The 26,655-nt window shown below is 69.1% G+C and carries 29 protein-coding genes; 10 read left to right on the forward strand and 19 right to left on the reverse strand.

Annotated features, from left to right (window positions below):
- Window positions 1–119 precede the first annotated feature (119 nt).
- Together ACODR1_RS11470 and ACODR1_RS11475 are read left to right on the forward strand one after the other, a co-directional pair.
- Complete coding sequence (locus tag ACODR1_RS11470) at window positions 120–863, forward strand: hypothetical protein (RefSeq protein WP_488880563.1); 744 nt, start codon at window positions 120–122, stop codon at window positions 861–863.
- A gap of 29 nt (window positions 864–892) precedes the next feature.
- Window positions 893–1,288 carry an OsmC family protein gene (locus tag ACODR1_RS11475; protein ID WP_488880564.1) on the forward strand — a complete coding sequence of 132 codons (396 nt, stop codon included), beginning with the start codon at window positions 893–895 and terminating at the stop codon, window positions 1,286–1,288.
- A 214-nt stretch (window positions 1,289–1,502) separates the two neighbouring features.
- On the opposite strand, the gene ACODR1_RS11480 is transcribed toward ACODR1_RS11475, so the two are convergent.
- Genes ACODR1_RS11480 through petA form a run of 3 tightly spaced genes read right to left on the reverse strand, consistent with a single transcriptional unit; the run spans window position 1,503 to window position 4,233 of the window.
- A complete protein-coding gene (locus ACODR1_RS11480) occupies window positions 1,503–2,357 on the reverse strand; it encodes a cytochrome c1 (protein ID WP_116487869.1) in 855 nt (284 codons plus the stop codon).
- A gap of 5 nt (window positions 2,358–2,362) precedes the next feature.
- On the reverse strand, window positions 2,363–3,682 hold the full coding sequence (locus ACODR1_RS11485; protein WP_488880565.1) for a cytochrome b: 1,320 nt from the start codon (window positions 3,680–3,682) through the stop codon (window positions 2,363–2,365).
- Between the two features lie 5 nt (window positions 3,683–3,687).
- Window positions 3,688–4,233 (reverse strand): ubiquinol-cytochrome c reductase iron-sulfur subunit, encoded by a 546-nt coding sequence (petA, locus tag ACODR1_RS11490; protein ID WP_101718219.1) that lies wholly within the window; start codon window positions 4,231–4,233, stop codon window positions 3,688–3,690.
- A 201-nt stretch (window positions 4,234–4,434) separates the two neighbouring features.
- Here petA and ACODR1_RS11495 point away from each other — a divergent pair, with 201 nt between their 5' ends.
- Window positions 4,435–4,911, forward strand: coding sequence for a tRNA (cytidine(34)-2'-O)-methyltransferase (locus tag ACODR1_RS11495; RefSeq protein WP_101718220.1), 477 nt, complete (start codon window positions 4,435–4,437; stop codon window positions 4,909–4,911).
- A gap of 120 nt (window positions 4,912–5,031) precedes the next feature.
- On the opposite strand, the gene ACODR1_RS11500 is transcribed toward ACODR1_RS11495, so the two are convergent.
- From ACODR1_RS11500 to prmC, 8 genes are all read right to left on the reverse strand, one after another.
- Window positions 5,032–5,610 carry an OmpA family protein gene (locus ACODR1_RS11500; protein WP_109099216.1) on the reverse strand — a complete coding sequence of 193 codons (579 nt, stop codon included), beginning with the start codon at window positions 5,608–5,610 and terminating at the stop codon, window positions 5,032–5,034.
- Between the two features lie 429 nt (window positions 5,611–6,039).
- Window positions 6,040–8,625 (reverse strand): ATP-dependent chaperone ClpB, encoded by a 2,586-nt coding sequence (gene clpB / locus ACODR1_RS11505; protein WP_488880566.1) that lies wholly within the window; start codon window positions 8,623–8,625, stop codon window positions 6,040–6,042.
- A gap of 100 nt (window positions 8,626–8,725) precedes the next feature.
- Window positions 8,726–9,475 (reverse strand): M48 family metallopeptidase, encoded by a 750-nt coding sequence (locus tag ACODR1_RS11510; protein WP_488880567.1) that lies wholly within the window; start codon window positions 9,473–9,475, stop codon window positions 8,726–8,728.
- A gap of 205 nt (window positions 9,476–9,680) precedes the next feature.
- A complete protein-coding gene (locus tag ACODR1_RS11515) occupies window positions 9,681–10,274 on the reverse strand; it encodes a DUF4893 domain-containing protein (protein ID WP_488880568.1) in 594 nt (197 codons plus the stop codon).
- A 62-nt stretch (window positions 10,275–10,336) separates the two neighbouring features.
- Window positions 10,337–10,675, reverse strand: a complete 339-nt coding sequence (locus tag ACODR1_RS11520; protein ID WP_488880569.1) for a response regulator — start codon at window positions 10,673–10,675, stop codon at window positions 10,337–10,339.
- The gene (locus tag ACODR1_RS11525; RefSeq protein ID WP_488880570.1) at window positions 10,675–11,706 is read right to left on the reverse strand and encodes a sensor histidine kinase; all 1,032 of its coding nucleotides are present in this window, start codon (window positions 11,704–11,706) and stop codon (window positions 10,675–10,677) included. The genes ACODR1_RS11520 and ACODR1_RS11525 overlap by 1 nt, the downstream gene beginning before the upstream one ends.
- An 86-nt stretch (window positions 11,707–11,792) precedes the next feature.
- Window positions 11,793–12,938 carry a DUF4167 domain-containing protein gene (locus ACODR1_RS11530; RefSeq protein WP_488880571.1) on the reverse strand — a complete coding sequence of 382 codons (1,146 nt, stop codon included), beginning with the start codon at window positions 12,936–12,938 and terminating at the stop codon, window positions 11,793–11,795.
- Between the two features lie 252 nt (window positions 12,939–13,190).
- Entirely contained in the window at window positions 13,191–14,060 is an 870-nt protein-coding gene (gene prmC / locus ACODR1_RS11535; RefSeq protein ID WP_488880572.1) for a peptide chain release factor N(5)-glutamine methyltransferase, read from the reverse strand.
- Window positions 14,061–14,160: 100 nt separating this feature from the next.
- On the opposite strand from prmC, the gene ACODR1_RS11540 reads away from it, so the two are divergent.
- Both ACODR1_RS11540 and ACODR1_RS11545 read left to right on the forward strand, forming a co-directional pair.
- Entirely contained in the window at window positions 14,161–14,424 is a 264-nt protein-coding gene (locus tag ACODR1_RS11540; RefSeq protein WP_488880573.1) for a type II toxin-antitoxin system ParD family antitoxin, read from the forward strand.
- A complete protein-coding gene (locus ACODR1_RS11545; protein WP_488880574.1) occupies window positions 14,421–14,711 on the forward strand; it encodes a type II toxin-antitoxin system RelE/ParE family toxin in 291 nt (96 codons plus the stop codon). Before ACODR1_RS11540 ends, ACODR1_RS11545 begins: the two co-directional genes overlap by 4 nt.
- On the opposite strand, the gene ACODR1_RS11550 is transcribed toward ACODR1_RS11545, so the two are convergent.
- Window positions 14,708–15,472 (reverse strand): MOSC domain-containing protein, encoded by a 765-nt coding sequence (locus tag ACODR1_RS11550; protein WP_488880575.1) that lies wholly within the window; start codon window positions 15,470–15,472, stop codon window positions 14,708–14,710. The two genes, ACODR1_RS11545 and ACODR1_RS11550, sit on opposite strands and share 4 nt — an antisense overlap.
- 86 nt (window positions 15,473–15,558) lie before the next feature.
- On the opposite strand from ACODR1_RS11550, the gene ACODR1_RS11555 reads away from it, so the two are divergent.
- Window positions 15,559–16,803 (forward strand): YihY/virulence factor BrkB family protein, encoded by a 1,245-nt coding sequence (locus ACODR1_RS11555; protein WP_488880576.1) that lies wholly within the window; start codon window positions 15,559–15,561, stop codon window positions 16,801–16,803.
- Between the two features lie 41 nt (window positions 16,804–16,844).
- The gene (locus ACODR1_RS11560; RefSeq protein WP_488880577.1) at window positions 16,845–17,369 is read left to right on the forward strand and encodes a GNAT family N-acetyltransferase; all 525 of its coding nucleotides are present in this window, start codon (window positions 16,845–16,847) and stop codon (window positions 17,367–17,369) included.
- A 144-nt stretch (window positions 17,370–17,513) separates the two neighbouring features.
- On the opposite strand, the gene prfA is transcribed toward ACODR1_RS11560, so the two are convergent.
- Window positions 17,514–18,575, reverse strand: coding sequence for a peptide chain release factor 1 (prfA, locus tag ACODR1_RS11565; protein WP_488880578.1), 1,062 nt, complete (start codon window positions 18,573–18,575; stop codon window positions 17,514–17,516).
- Between the two features lie 189 nt (window positions 18,576–18,764).
- Here prfA and ACODR1_RS11570 point away from each other — a divergent pair, with 189 nt between their 5' ends.
- Window positions 18,765–19,292: a DUF1993 domain-containing protein gene (locus tag ACODR1_RS11570; RefSeq protein ID WP_488880579.1), complete on the forward strand. Its 528-nt coding sequence runs from the start codon at window positions 18,765–18,767 to the stop codon at window positions 19,290–19,292.
- A 51-nt stretch (window positions 19,293–19,343) separates the two neighbouring features.
- Here ACODR1_RS11570 and ACODR1_RS11575 read toward each other — a convergent pair whose 3' ends face one another.
- The 3 genes from ACODR1_RS11575 to ACODR1_RS11585 are packed head-to-tail and all read right to left on the reverse strand — an operon-like array spanning window position 19,344 to window position 21,447.
- Complete coding sequence (locus tag ACODR1_RS11575) at window positions 19,344–20,186, reverse strand: alpha/beta hydrolase (protein WP_488880580.1); 843 nt, start codon at window positions 20,184–20,186, stop codon at window positions 19,344–19,346.
- A 59-nt stretch (window positions 20,187–20,245) separates the two neighbouring features.
- The gene (locus ACODR1_RS11580) at window positions 20,246–20,722 is read right to left on the reverse strand and encodes a molybdopterin-dependent oxidoreductase (protein ID WP_488880581.1); all 477 of its coding nucleotides are present in this window, start codon (window positions 20,720–20,722) and stop codon (window positions 20,246–20,248) included.
- A gap of 56 nt (window positions 20,723–20,778) precedes the next feature.
- Entirely contained in the window at window positions 20,779–21,447 is a 669-nt protein-coding gene (locus tag ACODR1_RS11585) for a LysE family translocator (RefSeq protein ID WP_488880582.1), read from the reverse strand.
- A 96-nt stretch (window positions 21,448–21,543) separates the two neighbouring features.
- On the opposite strand from ACODR1_RS11585, the gene ACODR1_RS11590 reads away from it, so the two are divergent.
- Together ACODR1_RS11590 and ACODR1_RS11595 are read left to right on the forward strand one after the other, a co-directional pair.
- Complete coding sequence (locus ACODR1_RS11590) at window positions 21,544–22,926, forward strand: aminotransferase-like domain-containing protein (protein WP_488880583.1); 1,383 nt, start codon at window positions 21,544–21,546, stop codon at window positions 22,924–22,926.
- A gap of 120 nt (window positions 22,927–23,046) precedes the next feature.
- Window positions 23,047–23,529, forward strand: a complete 483-nt coding sequence (locus ACODR1_RS11595; protein ID WP_488880584.1) for a hypothetical protein — start codon at window positions 23,047–23,049, stop codon at window positions 23,527–23,529.
- Between the two features lie 85 nt (window positions 23,530–23,614).
- Here the strand turns inward: ACODR1_RS11595 and ACODR1_RS11600 are convergent, their stop codons facing one another.
- The 3 genes from ACODR1_RS11600 to ACODR1_RS11610 all read right to left on the reverse strand — a co-directional run bounded on the left by ACODR1_RS11600 (window position 23,615) and on the right by ACODR1_RS11610 (window position 26,575).
- Window positions 23,615–24,190 (reverse strand): YajG family lipoprotein, encoded by a 576-nt coding sequence (locus ACODR1_RS11600; protein WP_488880585.1) that lies wholly within the window; start codon window positions 24,188–24,190, stop codon window positions 23,615–23,617.
- Window positions 24,191–24,279: 89 nt separating this feature from the next.
- Window positions 24,280–25,419, reverse strand: coding sequence for a flavodoxin-dependent (E)-4-hydroxy-3-methylbut-2-enyl-diphosphate synthase (gene ispG, locus ACODR1_RS11605; protein WP_488880586.1), 1,140 nt, complete (start codon window positions 25,417–25,419; stop codon window positions 24,280–24,282).
- Between the two features lie 73 nt (window positions 25,420–25,492).
- On the reverse strand, window positions 25,493–26,575 hold the full coding sequence (locus ACODR1_RS11610; RefSeq protein ID WP_488880587.1) for a helix-turn-helix domain-containing protein: 1,083 nt from the start codon (window positions 26,573–26,575) through the stop codon (window positions 25,493–25,495).
- Window positions 26,576–26,655 lie beyond the last annotated feature (80 nt).

A 26,655-nucleotide genomic window follows, 5' to 3' on the forward strand; every position in this document is an offset into this window, starting at 1 on the left:
CGCCGGACGCACCAGCGTCCGCCCCCTTTCCGTTCAAGCCATGCGCGATGCCAGGGGCTATGGCTGGGTCATCCACCCGACGCTTTCCACTCCGCCCCCACACGCTCTAGTCTGCTCCCATGCGCGCCCCGCTTCTCGCCCTGGCCCTGACGCTAGCGACCGCCGCCTCGGCGCGGGCCGGCGAGACCGCCTGCTGGTTCGAGAACGGCGCGGTCGTCGCGCCCGCCGCGATCGGCGACATGAGCGGCGACTTCGTCATCGACCTGTCGGCGCCCCACACCCTGCTGCACGACACCAAGGCCCAGGCCGGCGGCTTCGAGGCGACCGATCTTTCACTGCCCGTCCGCGTGGCCGGCCAGGCCCTGCCGGCCCAGCCGGTGACGGTGGTCGACCTCGACTATCGCGGCGTCGGCTTCGTGGCCCCGATCGCAGGCGTCATCGGCGCCGACATCCTGGCCCGCTACACGGTGGTGATCGACTTCGCCCCCTGCCGGCTGCGGCTGGAGCCCGCCGACGGCCTCTCGCGCCCCTCAGGGCCCTCCCTGCCGGTCGAGATGGTCGGCGGGGTGCCCACGGTGCGCGCCAGCGCCTCCGACGGCTTCTCGAGCGTCCAGGGGGCCTTCGCCCTCGACACCGCCTCCGGCGGCGCCCTGCGCGCCCGCGGACCGGCCGACGGACCGCGCCAGGCTCCGGCCGGCACGGTGGCGGGCCTGGCCTTCGACGGCCGGCTCTATCCCCGCGCCCGCGCGGTGAAAGCCGGCGACCTGCCGCCCGGCGTCGTCGGCGCCCTGGGCGTCGAGGTGCTGGCACGGGGCCGCCTGCGGCTGGACCCGGCCGCCCACGCCCTGTGGCTGACGCCCTAGATCAGATCATCCCTACACGGAGTTTACCCATGGCCTCGCGCGTTCACGCCGTCACCGTCGACCCGCGCCACACGATCGAGCTCGACGTCAACGGCCACAAGCTGGTCGGCGACGAGCCTCCGGCCCTGGGCGGACAGGACGCCGGCCCGCCGCCCTTCGGCTTCGTCCTGGCGGGCCTGGCGGCCTGCACCGCCACGACGCTGCGCATGTACGCCGACCGCAAGGGCTGGGGAGAGGTGACGATCACCGTCGACCTGGTGCTCGACAACAGCGGCGACAAGCCCCGCATCGATCGCAAGGTCTCAGCCACGGGCGACCTCGACGAAGCCGCCATCGCCCGCCTGCGCGACGTGGTCGAACGGACGCCGGTGACGCTGGCGCTGAAGAGCGGGTTTGGGATCGATACAGTGCTGGATCGGGGGTGAGCGACAAGATGCTCCCCCTGAAGGGGGAGCTGTCGCGGAGCGACTGAGGGGGAAGTGGCTGCGGCCCGTTGGGTGAACAGCCCTCATCAGGAACTCCCCCCTCCGGCCCTCCGGGCCACCTCCACCTTCACCTTCAGGGGGAGGATCTTGGAAAACAAAAAAGGGCCCGGCGTCGCCGCCGGGCCCTTCTTCATTTCCGGTCCGAACGCGCCGCTCAGTGCGACTCGTTCTTCCAGACCTTGCGGTAGCTCGCATAGAGCAGGCCGGCGAAGAGGATCAGGTAGATCATCACCGCGAAGCCCGTCTGCTTGCGCTCTTCCAGCTTGGGCTCGGCGGCCCACATCAGGAAGGCCGAAACGTCGCGGGCCTGCTGGTCGACAGTGGCCTTGGTCCCGTCGTCGAAGGTCACGCCGCCCTCGGTCAGCGGCGGGGCCATGGCGATGAAACCGCCCGGCGGAACGTGGGCGTGGTCGCCGCTCCAGTAAGCCGCCAGGTCGCCCGGCATGTACGGGTTGTAGTGCTGGCCCGGACCGACCTTCAGGCCCGCCGGCGGGTTCTTGTAGCCCGTGACGATGGCGTGGATGTAGTCGGGACCGCCGGTGCGGGCCTTGGCCAGCAGCGACATGTCCGGCGGGAACGCGCCGCCGTTGCTGGCGCGGGCCGCGGCCTCGTTCGGGAACGGCGAGGGGAAGCGGTCGGCGCTGGTGGCCGGACGCTTGATGGCGTCGCCGGTCTCGGAGTCGATGTCGGCGACCTCGAACTCCTTGGCGATCGCCTTGACCCACGGGTTGTCGTTCGAGTTCGGATACTTCTCGTTATAGAACGGGCCGCCCTTGTCGCCGAGGTTCCGGAAGCTGACCAGCTTCATGGAGTGGCACGACGAGCAGACCTCGCGATAGACCTTGTAGCCGCGTTGCAGCTGGGCCTGGTCGAACTTGCCGAACGGGCCGTTGAACGACCAGTGGATCTTTTCCGGTTCCAGCGGATGACCGGCGGCCAGGGCCGGGGCGGCGGCGAACGACGCCATCAGACCCGCGACCGCTGCGATGACGGAGAGTTTGCGCAGCATCGGGATCAGCCCTTCATTTCAGGCGCGGCGGTCGCTTGCTCCGGCGCGGACGCCGGGTGCGACAGGACGGGCGAGGCGATGGAGTCCGGAACCGGCAGGGTCTTCTCGACCAGGCCCAGCACCGGCAGGATCACCAGGAAGAACGCGAAGTAGTAGAGCGATGCGAACCGGCTCAGCCACACGAAGCTGTTCAGGTCGGAGTCGATCAGGATGAAGGTCTTGAAGTGACCCAGCACCGGATCGTCCGGCAGCTTGGCGCCGCAGAGGCCCAGGATGCAGCAGACCACCACGAAGATGATGAAATACAGCTTGGCGGTCGGGCGGTAGCGCATCGAGCGCACCTTCGAGGTGTCCAGCCACGGCAGGGCGAACAGGCAGGCGATGGCGCCGAACATGGCCAGCACGCCCGCCAGCTTGTCCGGAACGGCGCGCAGGATCGCGTAGAACGGCAGGAAGTACCATTCGGGCACGATGTGCGCCGGCGTCACCAGCGGGTTGGCCTCGACGTAGTTGTCGGCGTGGCCGAGGGCGTTGGGCAGATAGAAGACGAAGGTCGCGAAGAGGATCAGGAAGACGCTCATCGCAAAGCCGTCCTTCACCGTCGCGTACGGCGTGAAGGGCAGGGTGTCGGCCTTCGACTTGGGCTCGACGCCGGTCGGGTTGTTCTGGCCGACCACGTGCAGGGCCCAGATGTGCAGGATCACGACGCCCGCGATCATGAACGGCAGCAGGTAGTGCAGCGAGAAGAAGCGGTTCAGCGTGGCGTTGTCGACGGCGAAGCCGCCCCACAGCCAGGTGGTGATCGACGGGCCGACCAGCGGCAGGGCGCCGAACAGGTTGGTGATCACGACGGCGCCGTGGAAGCTCATCTGGCCCCAGGGCAGCACGTAGCCCATGAAGGCCGTGGCCATCATCAGCAGGTAGATCACGCAGCCCAGGATCCACAGCACCTCGCGGGGCGCCTTGTACGAGCCATAGTAGAGGCCGCGCAGCATGTGGACGTAGACGGCGATGAAGAACATCGACGCGCCGTTGGCGTGCATGTAGCGGATCAGCCAACCGTAGTTCACGTCGCGCATGATGTGCTCGACGCTGGCGAAGGCGTGGTCGGCGCTGGGGGTGTAGTGCATCACCAGGATGATGCCGGTGATCAGCTGGCTGGCCAGGCACAGCGACAGGATGCCGCCGAAGGTCCACCAGTAGTTCAGGTTACGCGGGGTGGGGTAGTCGACGAAGCTGTCGTAGCCCAGGCGCACGATCGGGAGACGGGCGTCGAGCCAGCGCTCGAAACCGGTCTTCGGCTGGTAGGTCGAATGTCCGCTCATCTGGCTTACCCGATCTTGACCTTGGTGTCGGACAGGAACTCGTACTCCGGAACCGCGAGGTTCAGCGGGGCCGGCCCCTTACGGATGCGGCCCGACGTGTCGTAGTGCGAGCCGTGGCACGGGCAGAACCAGCCGCCGTAGTCGCCGCCGCCGAAGGTGGGCACGCAGCCCAGGTGCGTGCACGAGCCGATCAGCACCAGCCATTGGGCCTTGCCCGGCTTCACGCGGTCGGCGTCCTTCTGGGGATCCTTCATCGACGCGCCGTCGTCGGCGACCGCCTTCTGGATCTCGGCCGGGGTGCGGTTGCGCACGAAGAGCGGCTTACCCCGCCACTTCAGCGTCACCTGCTGTCCGTCGGCGACCTTGGTCAGGTCGAACTCGGTCGAAGCCAGAGCCAGCGTATCGGCCGAAGGGTTCATCTGGTCGATGAACGGCCAGGCAAGCGCCGCTGCGCCGCCGGCTGCGGCGGTGATCGCGGCAATGTAAATGAAATCGCGTCGGCTGGGATCGGACCCAGGCCCTTTCGTTGCGCCCTCGGCGGTGTCGGCCACCTTGTTCCACCCTTTGAAATCCGTCCGACCGCGAACGGCCAGACCAGGAAATGCGCCATTCGGCGCGATATCTTTACCTCGACCCGCGAGCGGATCTTCGCCACAAGGGGCACGCTCCCTATCGGATGGGCGAACAGAGTTCGCAAGCCCTATTCGATGTGCAGCAATGCCCCTACTAGCCCCATGGTTGGTTTCGTTAGAATGCGTCTCGCGCTTTTTCAACCCGGCATTCCCCAGAACGTGGGCGCGGCGATTCGGCTTTCGGCTTGCCTGGATGTCGGGCTCGACGTCATCGAGCCCTGTAGTTTTCCCTTGGACGACAAGAGCTTGAAGCGCGCGGCCCTCGACTACGGCCCGCTCGCGCACCTCACGCGGCATGATTCGTGGGAGACCTTTCTGAAGGCGCCCGAGCGCGCCCACGGGCGCCTGGTGCTTTTCACGACCCGCGGCGAGCAAAGCTTCCACGACTTCGCCTTCCAGGCCGGCGACACCCTGCTGTTCGGCAACGAGAGTCGCGGCGCGCCGCAGGAGGTGCACGACGCCGTCGGCGCCCGTGTGGTGATCCCGCTGCGGTCGCAGGCCCGCTCGCTGAACGTCTCGGTGACCGCCGGCATGGCCCTGGCCGAGGCCCTGCGCCAGACGGGCGGGTTCCCGTCGCTGAGCACGCTGCAGACGTAAAAAAGGCGGCCCCGTTTCCGGGACCGCCCAAGTTGAACCATCGGCGCTCGGATGCGAGCGGCGGGCAAGGTGTGGAGTCTTCGCCCGCGCTCGGCGTCCGTAGCGGCCAAGCCTCGCGGCTTAGGCCAGCACCATGATCACGACCCGGCGGTTCTGCGCCCGGCCTTCCTTGGTCTCGTTCGGGGCCACGGGATCTTCCGCGCCGTACGAGATGGTCGCCATGCGGTTCAGGGCGACGCCCTGACGCGACAGGAACTTGCGCACCGCGTCGGCGCGACGTTGGCCCAGCTTTTCGTTGTAGCCTTCCTCGCCGGTGGCGTCGGTGTAGCCCTGGATTTCCAGGTACACGTTCTTGTTCTCTTCCTTCAGCTTCGCCGCGAAGTCCGCCAGGCGCTGTTCGGCCTCGGGAGACAGGGCGTCCTGGTCGGTCGGGAACTTCACGGAGTCGTCCGACAGAACCATCGAATACATGAACTTGCCTTCGGCGAGCTTGCCGGCGGCGGTGGCGCGATCGAGGGCTTCGCGGGACGTCTTGTCGAGTTCGGAGATCTGGGTGTCGTGACCGTCCACCCGCGTGTTCACCGCTCCGACCTGAGTGTTGACGTACTTCTTCGTCGCGCAGCCGCTGACCGCCAGGCCCCCAGCCACCAGCGCGACGACCGTCGCCATCTTCAAGCTGCCTTTGACTTGGCCGATCATTGTTCGCATCTTCTCCTATTGATCCAAAGAAAGCTTGACCTTGGACCTACACACTCATCCGGGTCGTTCAGCTTTCGCATTACGAAACCGTCAGGTGACAGAGGCGAAAAATAGGCGTGTTCTTGTCGCGATTGGCGCCGCTTGCAGCCTATGCTTATGGTCACTCTATTGACCGCGCGCGATCGCTCGAACCGCGATTTGGTTCCATAAATTATTTTCAGTTCGAAGAGGATTTTTGAGGGGGCCTGACGGCCTTGGAGCCCTCGACTCGGGCTCCGGGCGCGTCCTGCAAGAATCGAGGAAACAGCGCCGGCGGCCAGGAAACACGCCCGGCTCACCCTCCAGATGTAGGGAGCTTTCGCGCCACCGCAAACAAAAAACGCGCCCCGGAGGACCGGAGCGCGCTTCTCGTCGAATTCAGGCCGGAGCCTATTGCAGCGTCGCCTTGCCGAAGGACAGGCCGGCGTCGTCGGCCCCGACGGCTATGACGCCGCCGTCCTCCAGCTCACCCGCCAGCAGCCTGCGGGCGATCGGGTCGACCAGCTCCTTCTGGATCACGCGCTTGAGGGGGCGCGCGCCATAGACCGGGTCGTAGCCCTTGTCGGCCAGCCACTGCAGGGCCTCCGGCGCCAGAGCCAGGGTCATGCGGCGATCGGCCAGCAGCTTCTCGACCCGCCCGAGCTGGATACGGACGATGTCGCTCATGTTCGAGCGGTCCAGCCGCTTGAACAGGATGATCTCGTCGATCCGGTTCAGGAACTCCGGACGGAAGTGACCGCGCACCGTGGCCATGACCAGCGGGCGCACCTCCTCCACGTCGGCCCCGTCCTCCTGGTTGGCCAGGAACTCGGCGCCCAGGTTGGAGGTCATGATGATGAGGGTGTTGCGGAAGTCGACCGTCCGCCCCTGCCCGTCCGTCAGACGGCCGTCATCCAGCACCTGCAGCAGCACGTTGAAGACGTCCGGGTGGGCCTTCTCGATCTCGTCGAACAGCACGACCTGGTAGGGACGCCTGCGCACGGCCTCGGTCAGCGCCCCGCCCTCGTCGTAGCCGACATAGCCGGGAGGCGCGCCAATCAGGCGGCTGACCGAGTGCTTCTCCATGTATTCCGACATGTCCATGCGGGTGATCGCATGCTCGTCGGCGAACATGAACTCGGCCAGGGCCTTGGTCAGCTCGGTCTTGCCCACGCCGGTCGGGCCCAGGAACAGGAACGAGCCGATCGGGCGCGTGGGATCGTGCAGGCCGGCGCGGGCGCGGCGGACGGCGTCGGACACGGCCTCCAGGGCCTCGTCCTGGCCGACCACGCGCGAGCGCAGCGCGACCTCCATCTGCAAGAGTTTCTCGCGCTCGCCTTCCAGCATCTTCTCGACCGGCACGCCGGTCCAGCGGCTGACGACGGCGGCGATCTGCTCGGCGTCGACCACCTCGGGGGTCAGGGCCTTGTCGCCGTTCTCGCCGGCCTCGGCGTCGGCCAGGCGCTTTTCGAGCGCCGGGATCTCGCCGTACTGGATCTGGCCGGCGCGGGCGAAGTCGCCGGCGCGCTGGGCGTTGGCGAGGTCGGCCCGCAGGCGGTCGAGGGCTTCACGGGCTTGCGCCGCGCCGCCGACCTTGTCCTTCTCGGCCTTCCAGCGGGCGGTCATCTCGTCCGAGCGGAACTGCAGGTCGTCGATCTCGACCTCCAGGTTCTCCAGGCGCTGCTTGGAGGCGGCGTCGGTTTCCTTCGACAGGGCCTCGCGCTCGATCTTCAGCTGCACCAGGCGGCGGTCGATCTCGTCGAGCTCCTCGGGCTTTGAGTCGATCGCCATGCGCACGCGGCTGGCCGCCTCGTCCACCAGGTCGATGGCCTTGTCGGGCAGGAAGCGGTCGGCGATGTAGCGGTTGCTCAGCGTCGCGGCGGCCACGATGGCGCTGTCGCTGATACGCACCCCGTGGTGGACCTCGTACTTCTCCTTCAGGCCGCGCAGGATCGAGACGGTGTCTTCCACCGTCGGCTCCTGCACGAACACCGGCTGGAACCGGCGAGCCAGGGCCGCGTCCTTCTCGACGTGCTTGCGGTACTCGTCCAGCGTGGTGGCGCCCACGCAGTGCAGTTCGCCGCGCGCCAGGGCCGGCTTGAGCAGGTTGGAGGCGTCCATCGCCCCGTCGCCCTTGCCCGCGCCGACCAGCGTGTGCATCTCGTCGATGAACAGGATGATCGAACCTTCGGCCGCGGTCACCTCGGCCAGCACGGCCTTCAGGCGCTCCTCGAACTCGCCGCGATACTTCGCGCCGGCGATCAGGCTGCCCATGTCGAGCGACAGGAGCTTCTTGTCCTTCAGGCTCTCGGGCACGTCGCCGTTGACGATGCGCTGGGCCAGGCCTTCGACGATGGCGGTCTTGCCCACGCCGGGTTCGCCGATCAGCACCGGGTTGTTCTTGGTGCGGCGCGACAGGACCTGGATGGTGCGGCGGATCTCTTCGTCACGGCCGATCACAGGGTCGATCTTGCCGTCGCGGGCGGCCGCCGTCAGGTCGCGGGCGTAGCGCTTGAGGGCGTCATAGCCTTCCTCGGCGGTGGCGCTGTCGGCGGTGCGGCCCTTGCGCAGGGCCGCGGCGGCGGTCTCCAGGCTCTGGGCCGAGACACCGGCGTCCTTCAGCGCCTTGGCGCTCTCGGCGCCGTCCTTGGCAATGGCCACGAGCAGGCGCTCGGTGGTGACGAAGGCGTCGCCGGCCTTCTTGGCGCCGTCCTCGGCGGCCGCGAAGACCCGGGCGGTGTCGGGCTTCATGTAGAGCTGGCCGCCGGCACCGTCGACGCGCGGGTTCTTGGCCAGGATCGCGTCCACGGCGGCGTCGGCCGCGTCGGGGCGGCCGCCGGCGTTGGCGATGATGGTGCGCGAAAGCCCGTCCTTTTCTTCCAGCAGCACCTTCAGCAGGTGCTCGGGCCCAAGTTGCTGGTGACCGCGGGCCAGGGCCAGGCTCTGCGCGGATTGCACGGCCTGCTTGGCGCGGTCGGAATAGATGTCGATCTTCAAGTTGGCGTCCCCTTCACTAGGCGGATCAGATCGGGTCGCCTCAGATGAGCACGGCCCGACCTGTCAGGGGATGTAGTGTGGCCCTAGAGCCACACAAGGCTCACCAGCCCTGGCTCGCCAGATAGTTTTCCAGCGCCTGGATGCGCGTGGCGTCCGAGGGGTGGGTCGAGGCGAACTCGGGCCGGCCCGAGCCCCCCTGGGCCTGCATCTTGCGCCACAGGGCCACGGCCTCGCGCGGCCGGTAGCCGGCGCGCTGCATGATGTCGACGCCGATGCGGTCGGCCTCCAGTTCGTGCTTGCGCGAGAACGGCAGCAGGAAGCCCATCTGCGCGCCCGCCCCGCCCAGCGAGGCCACCGCCCGGCCGCCGTCGCTGCCTCCGCCGCCGGCCGCGGCCTGGGCGATGGCCAGGACCAGCTGGGTGCTCATCTGCTGCGAATAGCGCTCGGCGGCGTGGCGGCCCAGCACGTGGGCGGCCTCGTGGCCCAGCACGGCGGCCAACTGGTCGTCGTTGTCGACCAGGCGCACCAGACCCGAATTGACGCCGATATGGCCGCCCGGCAGCACGAAGGCGTTGGGGGTGTCGTTGTCGAACACCACGTAGTCCCACGGCCGGTTGGCCAGGCCCGCGGCCTCGATGATCCGCTGGCCCACGGTGGTGACCCGGGCGTTCATCCGCGCGTCCTTCGAAATCTTGCTGGTCCGCAGCGTCTGCTCCCAGGCCTGCTCACCAGACCGCGCCAGGCTGGCCTCGTCGACCATGGCGAACTGGTCGCGGCCGAGCTCGGCGTTATAGGCGCAGCCCGAAAGCATCAGGCCGGCGATCAGGACCAGCGACGGACGAAGGCGCATGAACGGCTCGCGTTATTGTTGTCGACGGCCCGACTTAAGGCGCGGCGACGGGGGCTGGCAACAAGATCCTCCCCCTCTGGGGGGAGGTGGCCCGGAGGGCCGGAGGGGGGAAGTTCTCAGCTTGCTGGACGCCGGAAGTTCATCAGCGCCCTCCCCTCTCCGTCCGCTTCGCGGACACCTCTCCGACAGGGAGAGGATCTTGAGGTCAGCGCTTCAGTTCGAGGATGTCGAGCTTCGACTCCTGCTTGGGCCAGGGCATGACCAGGCGATAGCGGTTGGGACCGATGCGCTCGAACACGCCGGCCTGGTCGCGCTCGGGATCGCGGCGGTAGGTCGCCCGGCCCTCGCGGTCGCCCCAGGCGACAGCGCCCAGGAACACGAGGCGCCGGTCGCTGTCGGGATAGAGGTTGCCGGCCTGGCGCTGCGAACCCGTGGTCTTTTCCAGCACGAGATCCCCACCCGGCGTCAGCTGCACCCGGCAGCGGAACCAGCCGTAGGCGACGTAGGGCAGCCCCCGGCCGCCCGGGCTGCCCAGCTTGATCGTGCGGCACTGATAGTTCCCAGGCGTCGGCTGCGGGCGCGGCAGGGCCGCGCGCGGTTCGACCAGCGCGCCCAGCGCCCGCAGGTCGCGGGCATGGCCGCCGCGCCGGGCCTCGGACAGCGCGCCTTCCCAGGCCGAGTTCAGCCGCTCGATCCGCTGCATGTCCTCGCGCGTCGCATCGCGCCGCCAGTCGCCGGAGGCGGCCAGCACGGGCGTTGCGGCGATGAGGGACAGGACGAGAGCGGTGGCGGCGCGCATGGGCGGCTCCTCGGGAACGTCGAAGGAGCACGGATAACTCGCCAGCGGCCGGAGGGTTCGCCTCAGCGGGCGGCGGCGATGGTGCGGGCCAGTTGCCGGGGATCGACCGGCTTGCTGAGGATCGGGGCGTCGCGCAGGTCGGGACGCACGCCCTGGTCGCCATAGCCGGTGACGAAGGCGAAGGGCACGCCGCGCTCGCGCAGCACGTCGGCGGCCGCGAAAGAGGTGCCGCCGTCGAGGTTCACGTCCAGCAGGGCGAAGTCCACGAGCTCTCGCCGGGCCGCCTCGACCGCCGACTCGGCGGATACCGCCGGGCCGGTGACGTCGCAGCCCAGGTCTGTCAGCAGGTCCTCGACCAGCATGGCGACCATGATCTCGTCCTCGACGATCAGCACGCGCATCAGGCGGCTCCCCTGGCCTGCGCCGGCTGGGCGGCCGGGCGGCGGCGGATGCGGGCGACGATGGTGCAGACCACGCCCTCGGGCGGGTAGTCCAGCGCCGCCTCGCCGTCGAGCTCCAGGGCCAGGCCCCGGGTGATCAGGCGGCTGCCGAAGCCCTGGCGCTCGGGCGGCAACACCGGCGGGCCGCCGGCCTCCTGCCAGAGCAGGCGCAGCCGCTCGTCGTCGCCCTCGCCTTCCCGGCTCCAGCCCACCCGCACCAGCCCCGTCGATTGCGACAGCGCCCCGTACTTGGCGGCGTTGGTGGTCAGTTCGTGCAGGGCCAGCGACAGCGACAGCGCGGTCTTTGGCGACAGCCGCACCGGCGGCCCGGCCAGTTCGAAGCGAGAGGCGTCGCCGTAGGAGTCCACCAGCCCCGCCATGATGTCGTGCAGGTCCGCGCCGTCCCAGCTCTCGCGGGTGAGGATGTCGTGGGTGCGGGCCAGGGCCAGCAGGCGGGTGGTCAGCGACTCGCGCGCGTCGCCCAGGTCGGCAGCGTTGCGCAGCGTCTGGCCGGCCACCGACTGCACGGTGGCCAGGGTGTTCTTGACCCGGTGATTGAGCTCGTTGACCAGCAGCCGTTGCAGCTCCTCGGTCCGCTTGCGCTCGGTGACGTCGCGCATCACGCCGGTGAAGAAACGCCGTCCGCCCGACCGCCATTCGGCGATGGAAAGCTCCAGGGGAAAGGTCGTGCCGTCCTGCCGCCGGCCGAACACCTCGCGGCCGATGCCGATGATCCGGCGCTCGCCGGTGCGGCGGTAGGTGTCGAGATAACCGTCGTGGGCCGCGTGATGCGGCTCGGGCATCAGGCCATTGACGTTGGATCCGATCATGTCGGACGCCGCATAGCCGAACAGGCGCTCGGCGGCGGGATTGAAGGCTTCGATACGGCCGTGCTCGTCGATGACGACGATGGCGTCCACCGCCGTGTCGACGATGGCGCGATAGCGGGCCTCTTCGCCCGCGCCGCCGGACTGTGCTCCACGCCCGCCCATGGCTGGCTCCCCTGTGGTCCAAGGGAGCCTAGCCTATGGGTTGATCCGACGCCAAGTCCTCGCGGCGGATGATCTCATGCAGAGCTTCAGGCGTCTTCCGACTCGGGCGCCGGGGAGTCGCCGCCTTCGAAGCTGCGCGGGGCGCGGCGACGACGGGGCTTCTTGACCTCTTCGCCGGCGGCCTCGGGGGCCGGAGCGGCAGGCGCCTCGGCCGCCGGAGCGGCTTCGGCCTTGGGTTCGGCCGCCGGCTTGGGCTCGGACTTGCGACCCAGGAACGCCGGCGCATGGCTGACGGCGCCATCCTGGCCGCGCAGCACCGGCGAGCTTTCGGTCGCCTGCGCCTCGCCGCCCAGCGGGGCGGCTTCCGGCTCGATCACGGCCAGCGGATCGCGGTCGCTGCGGTCGCGATCGCGGTTGCGGTCACGATCCCGGTCGCGGCGCGAGCGGCGGCCTTCGCGGGCCTCGCCCTGGAACTCGCCGCCTTCGGCCGCCGGGCGGTCCTCGCGCGGCTGGCGCTCTTCGCGCGGACGGTCGTCACGCGCCCGGTCGTCTCTGGGGCGGTCGTCCCTGGGGCGATCATCCCGGGGGCGATCATCCCGGGGGCGATCATCACGGTCGCGGAAGCGGTCTTCGCGCGGGCGATCATCACGAGGACGATCGTCGCGGGGACGGTCATCACGGTTGCGGTCGCGGTCGTCGCGGTCACGCCAGCGGTCACGGCGGCCTTCGCCCTGCTGACCATCGCGGTCACGATCGCGGTTGCGGTCGCGATCACGGTTCTCGAAGCGGTCGCGGTTGCGGTCGCGGCGTTGCTCGCCCTGACCTTCGCCGCCCTCGCCGCCTTCAGCGCCCTCGGCGGGCGTCTCGGCGGCCGGCGGGGCCTCGGGGGCCTCTTCCGGTTCGGCCTCGAAGTCGATCTCGTAGGCCGAGTAGGCGTCCTTGCCGATGATGTCGCTGACCGGACGATTCGGCTGGATGGCGCGCAGGACGCGGAAATAGTGCTCGGCGTGCTGCAGGTAGTTCTCGGCCAGCACCCGGTCGCCGGACGACGAGGCGTCGCGAGCCAGCTGCTGGTACTTTTCGTAGACGCTCTGGGCCGCGCCGCGGACCTTCACGCCGTCGGGACCGTTCGAATCGAAGGCCCGGTTGGCGTTGTGCTGCTGCGGCTTGCCACCACCGCCCCCGCGGTTGTTGCGGCCACGCTGGCGCTTCATGCCCTTGAAATCTCTCATCTTCTTCTAAACCTGTCCGATCTGGACACTTTAGCCCGATCGGTATTCGGTCTCTTGAGACTGGGTGCGCCCGTCTCGGGCTCGCCTTCGATGTTCTTGAGACCTGGGTTTCCGTAGAGTCTCCGTCCGGATCGGGCGCGGCTTTCGGCCTCGTCGGCCGTTCGCGCCTGCCGGATGCGTCTAGCGGCCGTCGAAACGACCGCTCTTCCCGTCACCCGGCGATTTGGAAGGAGACCCTTTCCGTCTACCGCCTCACGCCGGCGTTTCCAAGGGGTTTTTGAAGCCCGTGACAACACGGTCGTGGGTGGACAGATCCTTGACCGTCCGCACGTTCTGGGCGCCGGCCGCCTTGAACAGGATCTCGACGTCGGCCGACTGGTCGAAACCGATCTCGACGCAGAACAGGCCGCCGGGCTTGAGCACCCGCAGGATCTCCGGCGCCAGGGCGCGATAGGCGGTCAGGCCGTCGGCGCCGCCGTCCAGGGCCAGGCGCGGCTCGTGGTCGCGCACTTCCGGCTCCAGGGTGTCGATGTCGGCGGTGGGGATGTAGGGCGGGTTGGAGACCACCACGTCGAACGAGGCGTCGCCCAGGCCCGTCGTCCAGTCGCCGCGCATCAGCGCCAGGCGATTGTCGAGATCCAGGTTGGCGGCGTTCTCACGCGCGACGGCCAGCGCCTCTTCGGAGATGTCGATGCCCAGGCCCTTGGCGGCCGGACGCTCGGCCAGGATGGCCATCAGCATCGAGCCCGAGCCGACGCCCAGGTCCAGCATGTTGAAGGCCATGGTCTCGGGGAAGGCCTTGAGCACCTCGTCGACGATGACCTCGGTCTCCGGGCGCGGGGTCAGGACGTCCTTGGTCACCGACAGCAGGATCTTCCAGAAGCCCTTGCGGCCGATGATGTGGCTGACCGGCTCGCGGCGGGCGCGGCGCTCCAGGTACTCGTCCAGCGTGGCGACCTGCTCGGCGGTCAGCTCGCGATAGGGGTCGGTGATGATGTCGGTGCGGCTGACGCCGGCGGCGACTTCCAGCATCAGGCGCGCGTCGATGGCGGGCTGATCGATGCCGGCTTCCTTCAGGCGCTCCTTGGCGCCGTTCCAGGCTTTGACGAGAGTGAGGGTCATGGCGGCTCCAATAACGTGTCGCGGCCCGCAATGCGAGATCGGGGACGACATTGCAGATGGATACCAAGAATTGGTATGCTGGGTCTTGGAGGAGCCTGCTATGAGCAAGAACACCTCGGTAAGCCTCGGGCCTCACTTTCAGGACTTCATCGAAACACAGGTCGCCCAAGGCCGCTACGGCTCGGCCAGCGACGTGATCCGCGCCGGCCTGCGCTTGCTGGAAGAGCATGAGGCGAAGCTGGAGGCGCTGCGCAATGCGTTGGCCGAGGGCGAGGCCAGCGGCTTCGCCGAAGAGTTCGACGTCGAGGACTTCCTGTCGGACATCCATGACGAACAGACGCAAAGCGGCCGCCTGAAGCCATGACGCGCCTAACGATCCGTCCGCTGGCCCGGAAGGATCTTCGGGACATCTGGCTCTATTCTCACGACCATTGGGGCGCGAGACGCGCTGACGCCTATATTCGCGAACTGGACAGAGCCATGAAGCGGCTGGCGTCAGATCCTTCAACCGGAGAGGCTTGCGACCAGATCCGGAGCGGCTACAGGCGACGCGCTAGCGGATCGCACATGATCTACTACCGGCTCGTGGACCGGGGCATCGAAGTCGCGCGCGTCCTCCACCAGCAGATGGACGCTGCTTCGAACCTCTAGTCCTCGACCGCCACCGCATCGCCCTGCCCCACCGCGCCGCCGGCGGTGACGTTCAGATAGATGCCGCAGAAGGTGTGGCCGTAGTTGTCGAACAGGGCCTTCACCACCTCGATGTCGCGCTCGGCGGTGACCGGGTCGACGTGGGTGGCCGCGCAGCGGACGATGGGTTTCAGCACCTGCGCCGTCGCATCGCCAATCCGCACCGTCCTGCCCGTCCAGCCGTTCTCGACCCAGGCCGGCCAACCCTCGACATAGAGGTTGGCCCGGAAGCGCAGCGGATCGACCGGATGGCCGATCTTTTCGGCGAGGTCGCGCACGCTGGCCAGGTTCACGATCGAGACGAAGCCCTGCTTGCTGTCCATGAACCGGTGCGCGCCCTGCCCCTCCAGCACCCGCAACGGACCTTTCGCCTCTTCGCCGAGCAGGGCCGCCAGCCAGGCCTCGAAACCGCGCCGCCCCTCGTCGCTGGAAAGATCGCCTAAGAACGGCGCCAGCCCCTCGGCCGAGGCGGTCAGCACGCCGCTGGCCTCGTCATAGGCCGTGCGAGCCTTGGCGACCGCCGGGATCTTGGCCAGCACCGTGAACTTCATCTTCGACAGGTGCGACGGCGCGTCGGTGTCGAAGCCGCTGGGGCCGTCCTCGACCGCATAGAGACGGTCGCAGGGAAAGCAGGCGCCGGCCTCCAGCGTCGCCGTCGAAAGCCGCTCGGGCGTGAACCCCTTGACGGGATGGCGGTAGAGCGAGGCGACCTGGGCTTGCATGGCGGCAAGGTGGTCGCGGCAGGCGAGCTTGGCAAGGCGGGAACACCCTGCGAGCTGACGGATTTGACCTACAGGGAGGCCTGTTCATGACCGACACCACGCCGCGACGCCCTGTAAGGTCGTGGCTGGCCTCGCGGCCCTATCACCTGGCGCCCTGGATCCTGCTGCTGGCGGTCGCTCCCTTCGCCTTTCCCAAGCGCCTGGAGCCCCAGGTCGAACCGCACGCGCCGCCGCCCGGCCTGTCGGAAGACCGGACCATGCCGCCGCACGAGTTCGACCAGGCCGAGCCCCGCCGCGGCCGGGCCGCCCGCCATCCGCACGGCATCCCCCTGCTCGGTTGGCGCGACATCCTCTGGCGCACGGCGCGCGAGATCAGCGTCGACAAGCTGCCGTCGGTGGCCGGGGGCGTGACCTTCTACACCCTGCTGGCCCTGTTCCCCGCCATCGGCGCCTTCGTCTCGCTGTACGGCCTGTTCGCCGACGTGGCGGCGGTGGAAAAGCAGCTGCAGGAGATGGCCACGGTCTTTCCGGCCAGCGTAGTCCAGATCGTCGGCGAGCAGATGCTGCGCCTGGCCAGCCAGGAGGGCGGCAAGCTGGGCGTGGCGTTCGTGGTCAGCCTGCTGCTGTCGATCTGGAGCGCCAACGCCAGCATGAAGGCTCTCTTCGACGGGCTGAACGTCGCCTATGACGAGGACGAGAAGCGCAACTTCGTCGGCAAGACCCTGCTGACCTACGGCTTCACACTCTGCGCCCTGCTCTATGCGGTGTTCATCGCCGCGGTGCTGATCGCCATGCCGATCGTTCTGGAGCGGGTGGGCCTGGGCGCGATCTCGGCCTTCTGGATCCCGCTGCGCTGGCTGGCCGTCTGGCTGGTCACGGCGCTGGCTTTCGCCATGCTCTACCGCTTCGCCCCCTGCAGGGCCCGCCCGCGCTGGCGCTGGGTGGTGCTGGGGGCGCTGTTCGGCGCGGCGGCGTGGCTGGTCGGTTCCCTGGGCTTTTCGATCTACGTCAACCGCATCGCCCACTACGACGCCACCTACGGACCGCTGGGCGCGGTGATCGCCTTCATGGTCTGGGTGTGGTTCTCGATCATGACCGTGCTGGTCGGCGCCGAGCTCAACGCCGAGATCGAGCACCAGACCGCCCACGACTCCACCACCGGCCCCGAAAAGCCGATGGGCGCACGCGGCGCGGCCATGGCCGACACCGTGGGTCTCGCCTTCCATCCCTGGGAGATGATCAAGCGCGAGGCCGGCACGGTGAAGCGGATCGGCGGCCGCTACTGGGGGCATGCGACGCGGCTGGGCAAGAAGGCGCCGCCAGAAGCCTGACCGCTTGGCGCCGCGCGCGACGCATGGCTTAGCTCGCCGCCATGATCTTCGCTCCCGCCGCCCCGTCCGAACACGAAGCCCTCGTCGCCCTGGTCAATTCCGCCTATCGCGGCCAGGGCGCCCAGGCCGGCTGGACCACCGAGGCCGGCTATATCGACGGCCAGCGCATCGACCTTGAAAGCCTGCGCGCCGACCTGGCCGCAGCGCCCCAAGCGCTGATCCTGACCGCCCGCGACGATGCGGACGGCCCCATTCTCGGCTGCGTCTGGCTGGAACCGGCGAAGGCCGGCGTCTGGTACCTAGGCATGCTGACCATCCGCCCCGACCTGCAGGACCGGCAGATGGGCCGCACCCTGCTGGCGGCCGGCGAGGCCTATGCCCGCGAGAGCGGCGCAAGCCGCATGCAAATGACCGTGGTCCACATCCGCGACACCCTGATCGCCTGGTACGAACGCCGCGGCTACGCCCTGACCGGCGAGACCCGCCCCTTCCCCCACGGCGACGACCGCTTCGGCAAGCCGCTGCGGGAAGATCTGGCGTTCGTGGTGATGGAGAAGGCGCTCTGACAAGATCCTCCCCCTCTGGGGGAGGTGTCGCCGAAGGCGACGGAGGGGGGTGTGGTCGCGAGTCGGGAAACTTCAGCGAAAGCTGAAAACGTCCCCCCTCCGGCCCTTCGGGCCACCTCCCCCAGAGGGGGAGGATCTCAGACCTCAGTCTTCCAGGCTCGCAAGCCTCGCCGCCTGGTCCTCGGCGATCAGCGGGTTGATGACGTCGTCCAGGGCCTCGCCTTCGATCACCTTGGACAGGTTGTAGAGGGTCAGGTTGATCCGGTGGTCGGTGACCCGGCCCTGCGGGAAGTTGTAGGTGCGGATGCGCTCGGAACGGTCGCCGCTGCCGACCTGGCTCTTGCGGGCGTCGGAACGGGCGGTGTCCAGGGCCTCGCGCTGCATGTCGTAGAGCCGGGCCTTCAGGTTCTTCATCGCCCGGGCGCGGTTCTGGTGCTGGCTCTTTTCCGACGAGGTCACCACCACGCCCGTGGGCAAGTGGGTGATGCGCACGGCAGAGTCGGTCTTGTTGACGTGCTGGCCGCCGGCGCCCGACGAGCGGTAGGTGTCGATCCGCAGATCACTTTCCTTGATCTCGATCTCGACGTCCTCGGCCTCGGGCAGCACGGCCACGGTGGCGGCCGAGGTGTGGATGCGCCCCTGCGCCTCGGTTTCCGGCACGCGCTGCACGCGGTGCACGCCGCTCTCGAACTTCAGCCGGCCGAACACGCCGTCGCCGGTGATCGAGGCGATGATTTCCTTGAAGCCGCCCATCTCGCCCTCGGAGATGCTGTCGACCTCGACGCGCCAGCCCTGGTTCTGGGCGTAGCGCTGGTACATGCGGAAGAGGTCGCCGGCGAACAGGGCCGCCTCGTCGCCGCCCGTGCCGGCGCGCACTTCCAGGATGGCCGAGGCGTTCTCGTCCTTGTCCTTGGGGGCCAGCATCAGAGCCAGCTCGCGCTCCATGATGGGCAGCTTCTCGTCCAGGGCGACGATCTCGTCGCGGACCATGGCGGCCATCTCGGGATCGGCGGCCATCTCGTCCAGCTCGGCGCGCTCGGCGCTCAGCTTGGCCAGGCGCTCGACGGCCTCGGCGACGGGCCGCAGCTCGGCGTGCTCCTTGGAAAGCTTGACGATCTCGCCGCCATCGGTGGCCGCGCCCATGCGGGCCTCCACTTCGCGGAAACGATCGAGAACCTGGTCGAGGCGGGCCTGGGGCAGTCGCAAGGGAAGAGATCGCACGGCTGAAGGATGGGCCGGTCTCTCTATGCCTTTTCGGGGGGGAATGGAATGGACGCCCGGCCGAGCCGTCGACTGCTGACATCCACCGGCATCAGTATCGTTTGAAAACTTACAAGACCGCGACTAGCTATGGAGCGAACGGGTCGCGCGCCGCGGCCTGTCGAGGAAACATCCATGTCTCTTTCGATCCACCACGTCACGGCCACCGCCGTCACGCGCGGCCTCAACACGCTGGCCCTCCTGCTTCACAAGGCCAAGGCCCACGCGGAAGCCGTCGGGACCGACCCGGACGCCTTCGTCCAGGCCCGCCTGTACGACGACATGCTGCCGCTGGCCGGCCAGATCCATCGCGCCTCGGACGCGGCGCGCGGCGCCATGGCCCGCCTGAGCGGCGTCGCCGCGCCGCCCATGGCCGACGACGAGACCACCCTGGCCCAGCTTCAGGACCGCGTGGCCCGCACCCTCGACTACGTCCGCAGCGTTCCAGCCGAAGCCTTCGAGGGGGCCGAGACGCGCGAGGTGGTGTTCGCCGCCGGCCCGCTGACCCTGGGCTTCAGCGGCCTCGACTACCTGCTGGAGTTCGCCCTGCCGAACTTCCAGTTCCACGTCGTCACCGCCTACGACATCCTGCGCCACCACGGGGTGCCGCTGGGCAAGCGGGACTACCTGAACCTCGGCGCCGAGCGCGTGCGGACTGCCTGAACCGGCGAAAGCCGCCGTTCGCCCTCATCGGAGCGAACGGCGGCCGATAGGTCAGCGCGTCTTCCAGTCCGCCAGGGCCGTCGAGCCCTGCGCGGCCAGCACCGCCTCGGCGGCCTTGTCGCCCAGCACCTTGGCCTTCAGGAAGGCCACGCTGAGCGCCGAGGACTCGGCAAAGCCCGGGGCCTCGGGATGATAGGCCAGGCCATGGCCGATCCCCTTGCCGACCCACAGGTACTTTTCGCCGGGCGCGCTGGTCTCGAACGGATAGAGATGCTCGTGCCAGTCGGCGATCATGCCGGGCAGCACGTCCTGGTCGCCGGTGACCATCAGCACCGGCTTCTTGACGCTGGCGTACGAGGTCGGCCCGACCAGGCCCTTGATGACGCCCGGGCTGGAGAAGCACAGGGCGGCCTTGGTCCGCGGGTCCTGGGCGGGGATCATCCCCTCCATCGCACCCGCGCGGATCAGCGACATCAGCGAGCCGTAGGAGTGGCCGGCCGAGGCCATCGGCAGCCCCGGCGCGGCCTTCTCGGCATAGTCGGTGGCGGCCGCCAGGTCGGCCAGGCGCAGCGAGAAGGCCGCGCGCAGGTCGTAGTCGGCGCGCTTGGGGTGCTTCTGGGAATCGACGTGCAGCGGCGCGACGATCATGAAGCCCGCCCCCGTCCACAGCTCGAGCAGCGCCTTGTACGGCGCCGGCCAGCCGCCCGCCCCGTGCGAGAAAATGATGATCCCCCTGGGCGCGTCGGGACGCAGAATGGTCAGCTCGACATCGCGGTCGCCGACCTTGAGGGTGGTGGTCGAAATGGCCGTCGCGGCGCGGGCGAGCGCCGGCGCGGCGGCGAAGGCCAGGGTCGCGGCCAGCAGGCCGCGGCGGTTCAGGATAAGCTTGGTCACAAATAGCCCCACTATCGTTTGGCGCGCAGGCTTCTGCGGTTCGCCTCGATTGTCCAGGCTCAGAAGGCCGGTTTGACCTCGATGGTCGTCACCTGCCTCGCAGAGCGCGACGGCTTGAGGTCGCCGTCCACCACGACGCGGTAGGGACCCTCGCGGGCGTCCAGCGGCGCCCCGTCCTTGCGGTCGGCGATGACCACGGGGTTGGTCCGGTAGAATGGATCGGTCTCGGCCAGCGACAGGATCGAGACATAGCCGTCGACGGCCTTCACCAGCACCACCTGGTTCAGATAGCGGCCCATCAGCCGGTCGCCGTGCACCACCCCGGCCTGGACCAGGGCCGCGTTCAGCAAGGCGCCCTCGTAGACCGCGCTCTTGCCGCCCTCGACCATGGTCGCCTTGCCGCGCGGCAGGGCGGCTAGGTCGGCTGGGGTCAGGATGATGCTGTCGCGCCCCTGGACGACGACCTTCAGGTCCTGCGCAAAAGCGGCGGGGGCGATCGCCAGCACGGTTGCGGCGATGACGGCGGCGAGGCGCATGGCGGTCTCCTGAAAGATCGCGCGATGTGACGCTGCGGGCCTGGCCGGCGCAAGCCTCAACCGCGTCCGCCGAGCGCCAGCGGCTTCGACAGAAAGGCCAGGTCGCGCGCCGGAGGCTTGCCCGCATGGCCGCCGAACAGGGTCGGGTACAGCGACACGACCAGCAGCACGGCCATGGTCACGTTGAAGGTCCGCAGGATCGCGGGCCGGTCGAGGAACCGGCGCAGGGCGACGCCGAACCCGGCCCAGGCGGCGCTGCACGGCGCGCCGACCAGCATGAACAGGCCCGCCAGCAGCGGCACGACCATGACCCCGCCGCCTTCCGGCGCATAGGTGGTCACCGCGCCCAGCGCCATGGCCCAGGCCTTGGGGTTCACCCACTGGAAGGCCGCCGCCGCCCAGAAGCCCATGGGCTTGCTCGACGCCTCGCGGTCGGAGACTCCCTTGGACGTGCCGATCTTCCAGGCCAGCCACAGCATGTAGGCCGCGCCCGCCCAGCGCAGGATCTCGTGCAGCATCGGCCAGGCCTTGAACACGCCGCCCAGGCCAAAGCCCATGGCCAGCACCATCACGCCGAGGCCCAGGCTGATCCCCAGGATGTGCAGGATCGTGCGGCGGAAGCCGAAGTTCGCGCCCGACGCCAGCAGCATCATGTTGTTGGGGCCCGGCGTGCCGGCCGTGGCGAAGGCGAACAGCACGAAGGCGAGGATCAGTTGCGGCGTCATCGGGACCTCCCTGGCGGAATGTCACGGTGATGATTTCGATTGATCCATGAGTCAAAACTTATATTGATACAGTGACAATCTGGACGGATCGCGCCGATGAACGCTCCCTGGACCCCCGCCCTGCCCGACGGCGACGCCCCGATCTACGAGCGGCTGGTCGAGGCCCTGCGCGCCGACGTCGAGTCCGGCGCCCTGCCGGCGGGAACGCGCCTGCCGCCGCAGCGCGACCTGGCCCACCGCCTGGGCCTTGGCCTGGGCACGGTCACGCGGGCTTATGTCGAGGCCGAGAAGGCGGGCCTGGTCAGCGCCCATGTCGGCCGCGGCAGCTTCGTCAACGCGCCGGGCGCGATCGCCGGCCCGCGCCGGCGCGAGGGTCCGATCAACCTGGCCCAGAACGTCGCCCTCAACTGGCCGGCCGCCCGGGTGATCAGCGAGACGATGCAGCGCCTGCGCCGGCGGCCGGACCTCGCCGACCACCTGGACTACGCCCCCGCCGCCGGGCTGGAGCGCCACCGCCGCGCCGCCGCCGCCTGGCTGGCCCGCAGCGCCGGCTTCGAGACCGCCGACTGGACGCGCCTGGTGTGCTGCGCCGGCGCCCAGCAGGGCCTGGCCCTCGCCTTCGGCGCCGCCGTGCGCCCCGGCGAGACGGTGCTATGCGAGGCCTCGACCTTCCATGGCGTCAAGGCCCTGGCGACCCATGCCGGCTATCGCCTGCAAGGCGTGGCCATGGACGACGAGGGCGCGATCCCCGAAGCCATGGAAGACGCCGCCAAGCGCACCGGCGCCCGCGTCGTCGCCCTGCTGCCCACGCTGCAGAACCCCACGGGACGGATCATGTCGCTGGCCCGGCGCGAGGCGATCGTCGCCATCGCCCGGCGGCTGGACCTGACCCTGATCGAGGACGACATCTACGGCGCCTACGCTCCCGGCGCGCCGCCGCCCCTGGCCATGCTGGCCCCCGAGCGCACCTTCCACGTCTCGGGCGTATCCAAGACCCTGGCGCCGGGCCTGCGGGCGGGCTTCGTGATCGCCCCCGACGATGCGGCCCTGGAGCGGATCCTCGACACCATGCGCGCCATCGCCTACGCGCCGCCGGGCTTTGGCATGCTGATCGCCGGCCAGTGGATCGAGGACGGCGTGGCCGACAGCATACTGGCCGAGATCCTGGAGGAGACCGCCGCCCGCGTCGCCCTGGCGCGGTCGGTACTAGGGAACGCCCTGGCCAGCCCCGCCTCGCCCACCGTTCCGCACCTGTGGCTGCCGATGAACGAACTTGAGGCCGAGCGCCTGGCCGGCCGGGCCCTGCGCGGCGGCGCCGAAGTGACCCCGCCGGCCGCCCCGATCGTCTCGCCCGGCCTTGTCACCGGCGTGCGACTGGCGCTCGGCGCGGCCGCCGACCGCGTGGAACTGGAGACCGGCCTGCGGATCGTCGCCTCGGCCCTGGCCGACGTGGACGAGCGTTCGCGACCGGTGATCTGAACCGGTTTCGCCGGCTCAACTTTTTCACAGAACAAAGCTCTGCCATTCAACCCATGGCTTTGCTATGGCTCTGCACGTGGGGGCTGAGTTCCAGCCGGTTCACATCTCTATGGAGCCGAAATGCGTCGTATCTTCCTGGTGGCCGCCATGGCCGCGCTCACGACCGCCTGCGTCAGCACGAGCGGCGGCGACACTGTCACTCAGATCCCGTCCGACATCTCCAAGACCGCCTTCGTCAAGGACATCACGGTCAACACCCCGACCGGCGCCAGCCCCGAGTTCGAGACCGTGTTCAAGACCAAGGTCAACGAGAAGCTGGCCAAGTGCGCCAAGGGCGAAAAGCCCCTGCTGCTGAAGGTCGAGATCACCAACCTGAAGAAGGCCAACGCGGCCATGACCGTGCTGGTCGGCTCGTCGAACAACATGGTCGGCGTGGCCAAGCTGGTCGATCCGGACAGCGACAAGGTGGTCGCCGACTACGAGATCACCCGCTCGACGGGCGGCGGCGGCCTGATCGCCGCGGCGGCCATGTCGCAGGCCGAAGAGCAGCTGTCGTCGGGCTTCGGCGACGAGATCTGCAAGCGCGCCTTCGTCAAGCGCTGAGCCTGACCTGAAAAATGGAAGGGCGGGACCTGCCGGCCCCGCCCTTCTTTCTTGTCCGGACGGCTTCTTGCCCGAACGGCCGGCCTTACTTGGCGGCCAGCGCCTTGGTGAAGGCCTCGTCGGCGAACAGGGTCTTGAAGTCGTCGGCCAGGGCCGCGCTCAGGGTCGCGGCGGCGTTCTTGCCGCCCGCCAGTTGCACCGACTTGCTGGCCGCGCCCTTCAGTTCGCGGGTGTAGAGCGCCTCGCCGCCGGCAGAGGTGACGGTCACCGTCAGGTCGACAGTGGCCTCCGACTTGCCGGCCAGGATGCCGACGCCGAACTTGCTGTAGAAGGTCACGACCTTGGCCTCGACCTTCGGGCCGCCCGAGCCCAGACCGTAGCCGCGCTTCTTCAGCTCGGCCGAAAGGGCGTCGCGCACGACGTCGGCGACCTCTTCCTTCGAACGGATCGGCGCCATCTCCATGCCGTAGCCGTTGATCTTGGTGGAGATCCGCTGGCGGTTGGTGGTGCGGGCGTCGACGGCGACGACGGTGACCTGGATCGACTCGGCGCCCGGCACCGCGGCGGCCTCGGCCGGCGCGTACGGGATCGGCACGATCTCCTCGGTCGTGGCGCACGCCGTCAGGGTCGCGGCCAGCGCGACGATCGCAAGAATTCTCATGTGGTAAAGCCCCCAGACTCGTAACGGCGCTATCGCCGCAGCGCGAGATTTCCGGGGCCTCGCCTATAAGTCAAGCTTGCGGCCGAAAACTACTCGGCCGCGATCGCCTTGGCGTCCTTGGCGGCCTGCAGTTCGGCGGCCTTCTTCTCAACGAGCTCGACGATGTGGTCGATCATGCCGTCATTGGACTGCTTGTGGTCGGGCTTGCCGGCCATGTAGACCATGCCCGCCCCAGCCCCGCCGCCGGTGAAGCCGATATCGGTCATCAGGGCCTCGCCCGGACCGTTGACCACGCAGCCGATGATCGACAGCGACATGGGCGTCGAGATGTGAGCCAGGCGCTCTTCCAGCGTCTCCACCGTCTTGATGACGTTGAAGCCCTGGCGAGCGCAGGACGGACAGGCGATGATGTTGACGCCGCGGTGGCGCAGGCCCAGCGACTTCAGGATGTCGAAGCCGACCTTGATCTCTTCGACGGGATCGGCCGCGAGCGAGACCCGGATGGTGTCGCCGATGCCGGCCCACAGCATCGAGCCCATGCCGATGGCGCTCTTGACCGTGCCGGTGCGCAGGGCGCCGGCCTCGGTGACGCCCAGGTGCAGCGGGCAGTCGATGGCCTCGGCCAGCTGCTGATAGGCGGCCACGGTCAGGAACGGGTCGGACGCCTTCACCGAGATCTTGAACTCGTGGAAGTCGTGGTCCTGAAGGATCCTGGCGTGGTTGAGGGCGCTTTCGACCATCGCCTCGGGGCACGGCTCGCCGTAGCGCTCCAGCAGTTCGCGTTCGAGCGAGCCGGCGTTGACGCCGATGCGGATCGAGCAGCCGTGGTCCTTGGCGGCGTTGACCACGTCGCGCACGCGGTCGGGGCTGCCGATATTGCCCGGATTGATCCGCAGGCAGGCCGCGCCGGCCTTGGCCGCCTCGATGCCGCGCTTGTAGTGGAAGTGGATGTCGGCCACGAGCGGGACCTTCGCCTCGCGGGCGATGATCTTGAAGGCCTCGGTGCTTTCGACGTCGGGGCAGCTGACGCGCACGATGTCGGCGCCGGCCTCCTCCAGCTGGCGGATCTGGTTCAGCGTCGCGGCGGCGTCGCTGGTCAGGGTGTTGGTCATCGACTGCACCGAGATCGGCGCGTCACCGCCGACCTCCACACTGCCGACGCGGATCTTCCGCGACTTGCGACGCTCGATCATGCGCCAGGGACGGACGTGGGTGTGGTCTGCGGCCATGGCGCCAATCTAAGGGGTTTGGCGAAGGAACCCAAGGGCGTCACGCAAGCTTCGTGACGCCGCCCGGGAAGGATCAGCGGCGAGGCGTCGTCGCGGTCGCCGGGGCGACGGCGGGCCTGGCCTGTGCGGGCGCGGCGGCGGGAGCCGGCGCCAGCTTCGACAGCTGGGTCTGCGGGGCCGACAGACGGCCGGTCAGCACGCCATTGGTGAACACGTCGATCGAGGTCGGCTCGGAGACGTCGGCCACCAGGCCCGGCGTGCGCGGAATGCGGAAGGCGTCGCCGGTCGACAGCCAGCGCGTGAAATAGACGTTGCCGTCGGCGCCACGCACGGTCAGCGAGGTCGACTTGCGGGCCTGCAGGATCACGCCGGCCGAGTCGGCCGGGGCCGCGCCGTACATCGCGCCCTTGCCCTTGAACGGCGCGCCGAGGTTGGCGATCGCCTCCGGAGCGGCCTGGGCCTCGGCTTCCTTGCGGGCCTTGGCGGCGGCGGCCACGGCGTCGGCCGAACCGCCGGCGGCGGCCGCGGCTTCCAGGCCGGGGGTCACGTAGGGCGCGGGCGTCGTCGATTCGGCCGGGGCCGGCAGTGGCGCGCCGAGCGAGACGGCGCCGCCGGCCTGGGCCGGAACGGAGGTCGCCGGCGCGGCGGGCGCGGCCTGCGAGGCCACCTGGGCCTTGGGCTCGGCGTCGTGGGTCATGGCGCGCTGGGCGACGTTCCACAGCACGATGGCCCCGCCGACCAGCAGGCCTCCGGCCAGCAGCAGGCCAAGGCGCGGGTCGCGCTGGCGATGCACGCCGATCGGCGCGCGCAGCGGCTCGGCGTCGTCGTGGGCTTCCAGCTTGAAGCGGGCCACGGCCGCCTCGGGATCCAGGCGCAGCAGGCCGGCCACGGCCTTGATGTAGCCGATGGTGAACGGGCGCGACGGCAGTTCGTCCAGGCGCATGTCCTCCAGCGCCTCGACATAGGCCTGGCGGATGCGCGTGGCGTCGGCCACGTCCTGCAAGGTCATGCCATGAAACAGACGGGCGGCGCGCAGCGCCTCGCCCAGGTCGACGCCATGGTCGACCGACGGCTGCGCCGGCGGCGCGACCGTGTCGTCACGATCGCCTTCGGCGACCAGGCTCAAATGGCTCACCGTGCCCGTGTCGAGCGGCATGACGAACAGATCACCCCAGAAAATTCGCGTCGCACGAGAGTCCGACCGATTTACGCCGACGCTAGCCGGCATTCGTTAAC

This window comes from Caulobacter sp. FG7 (genome assembly GCF_057808875.1).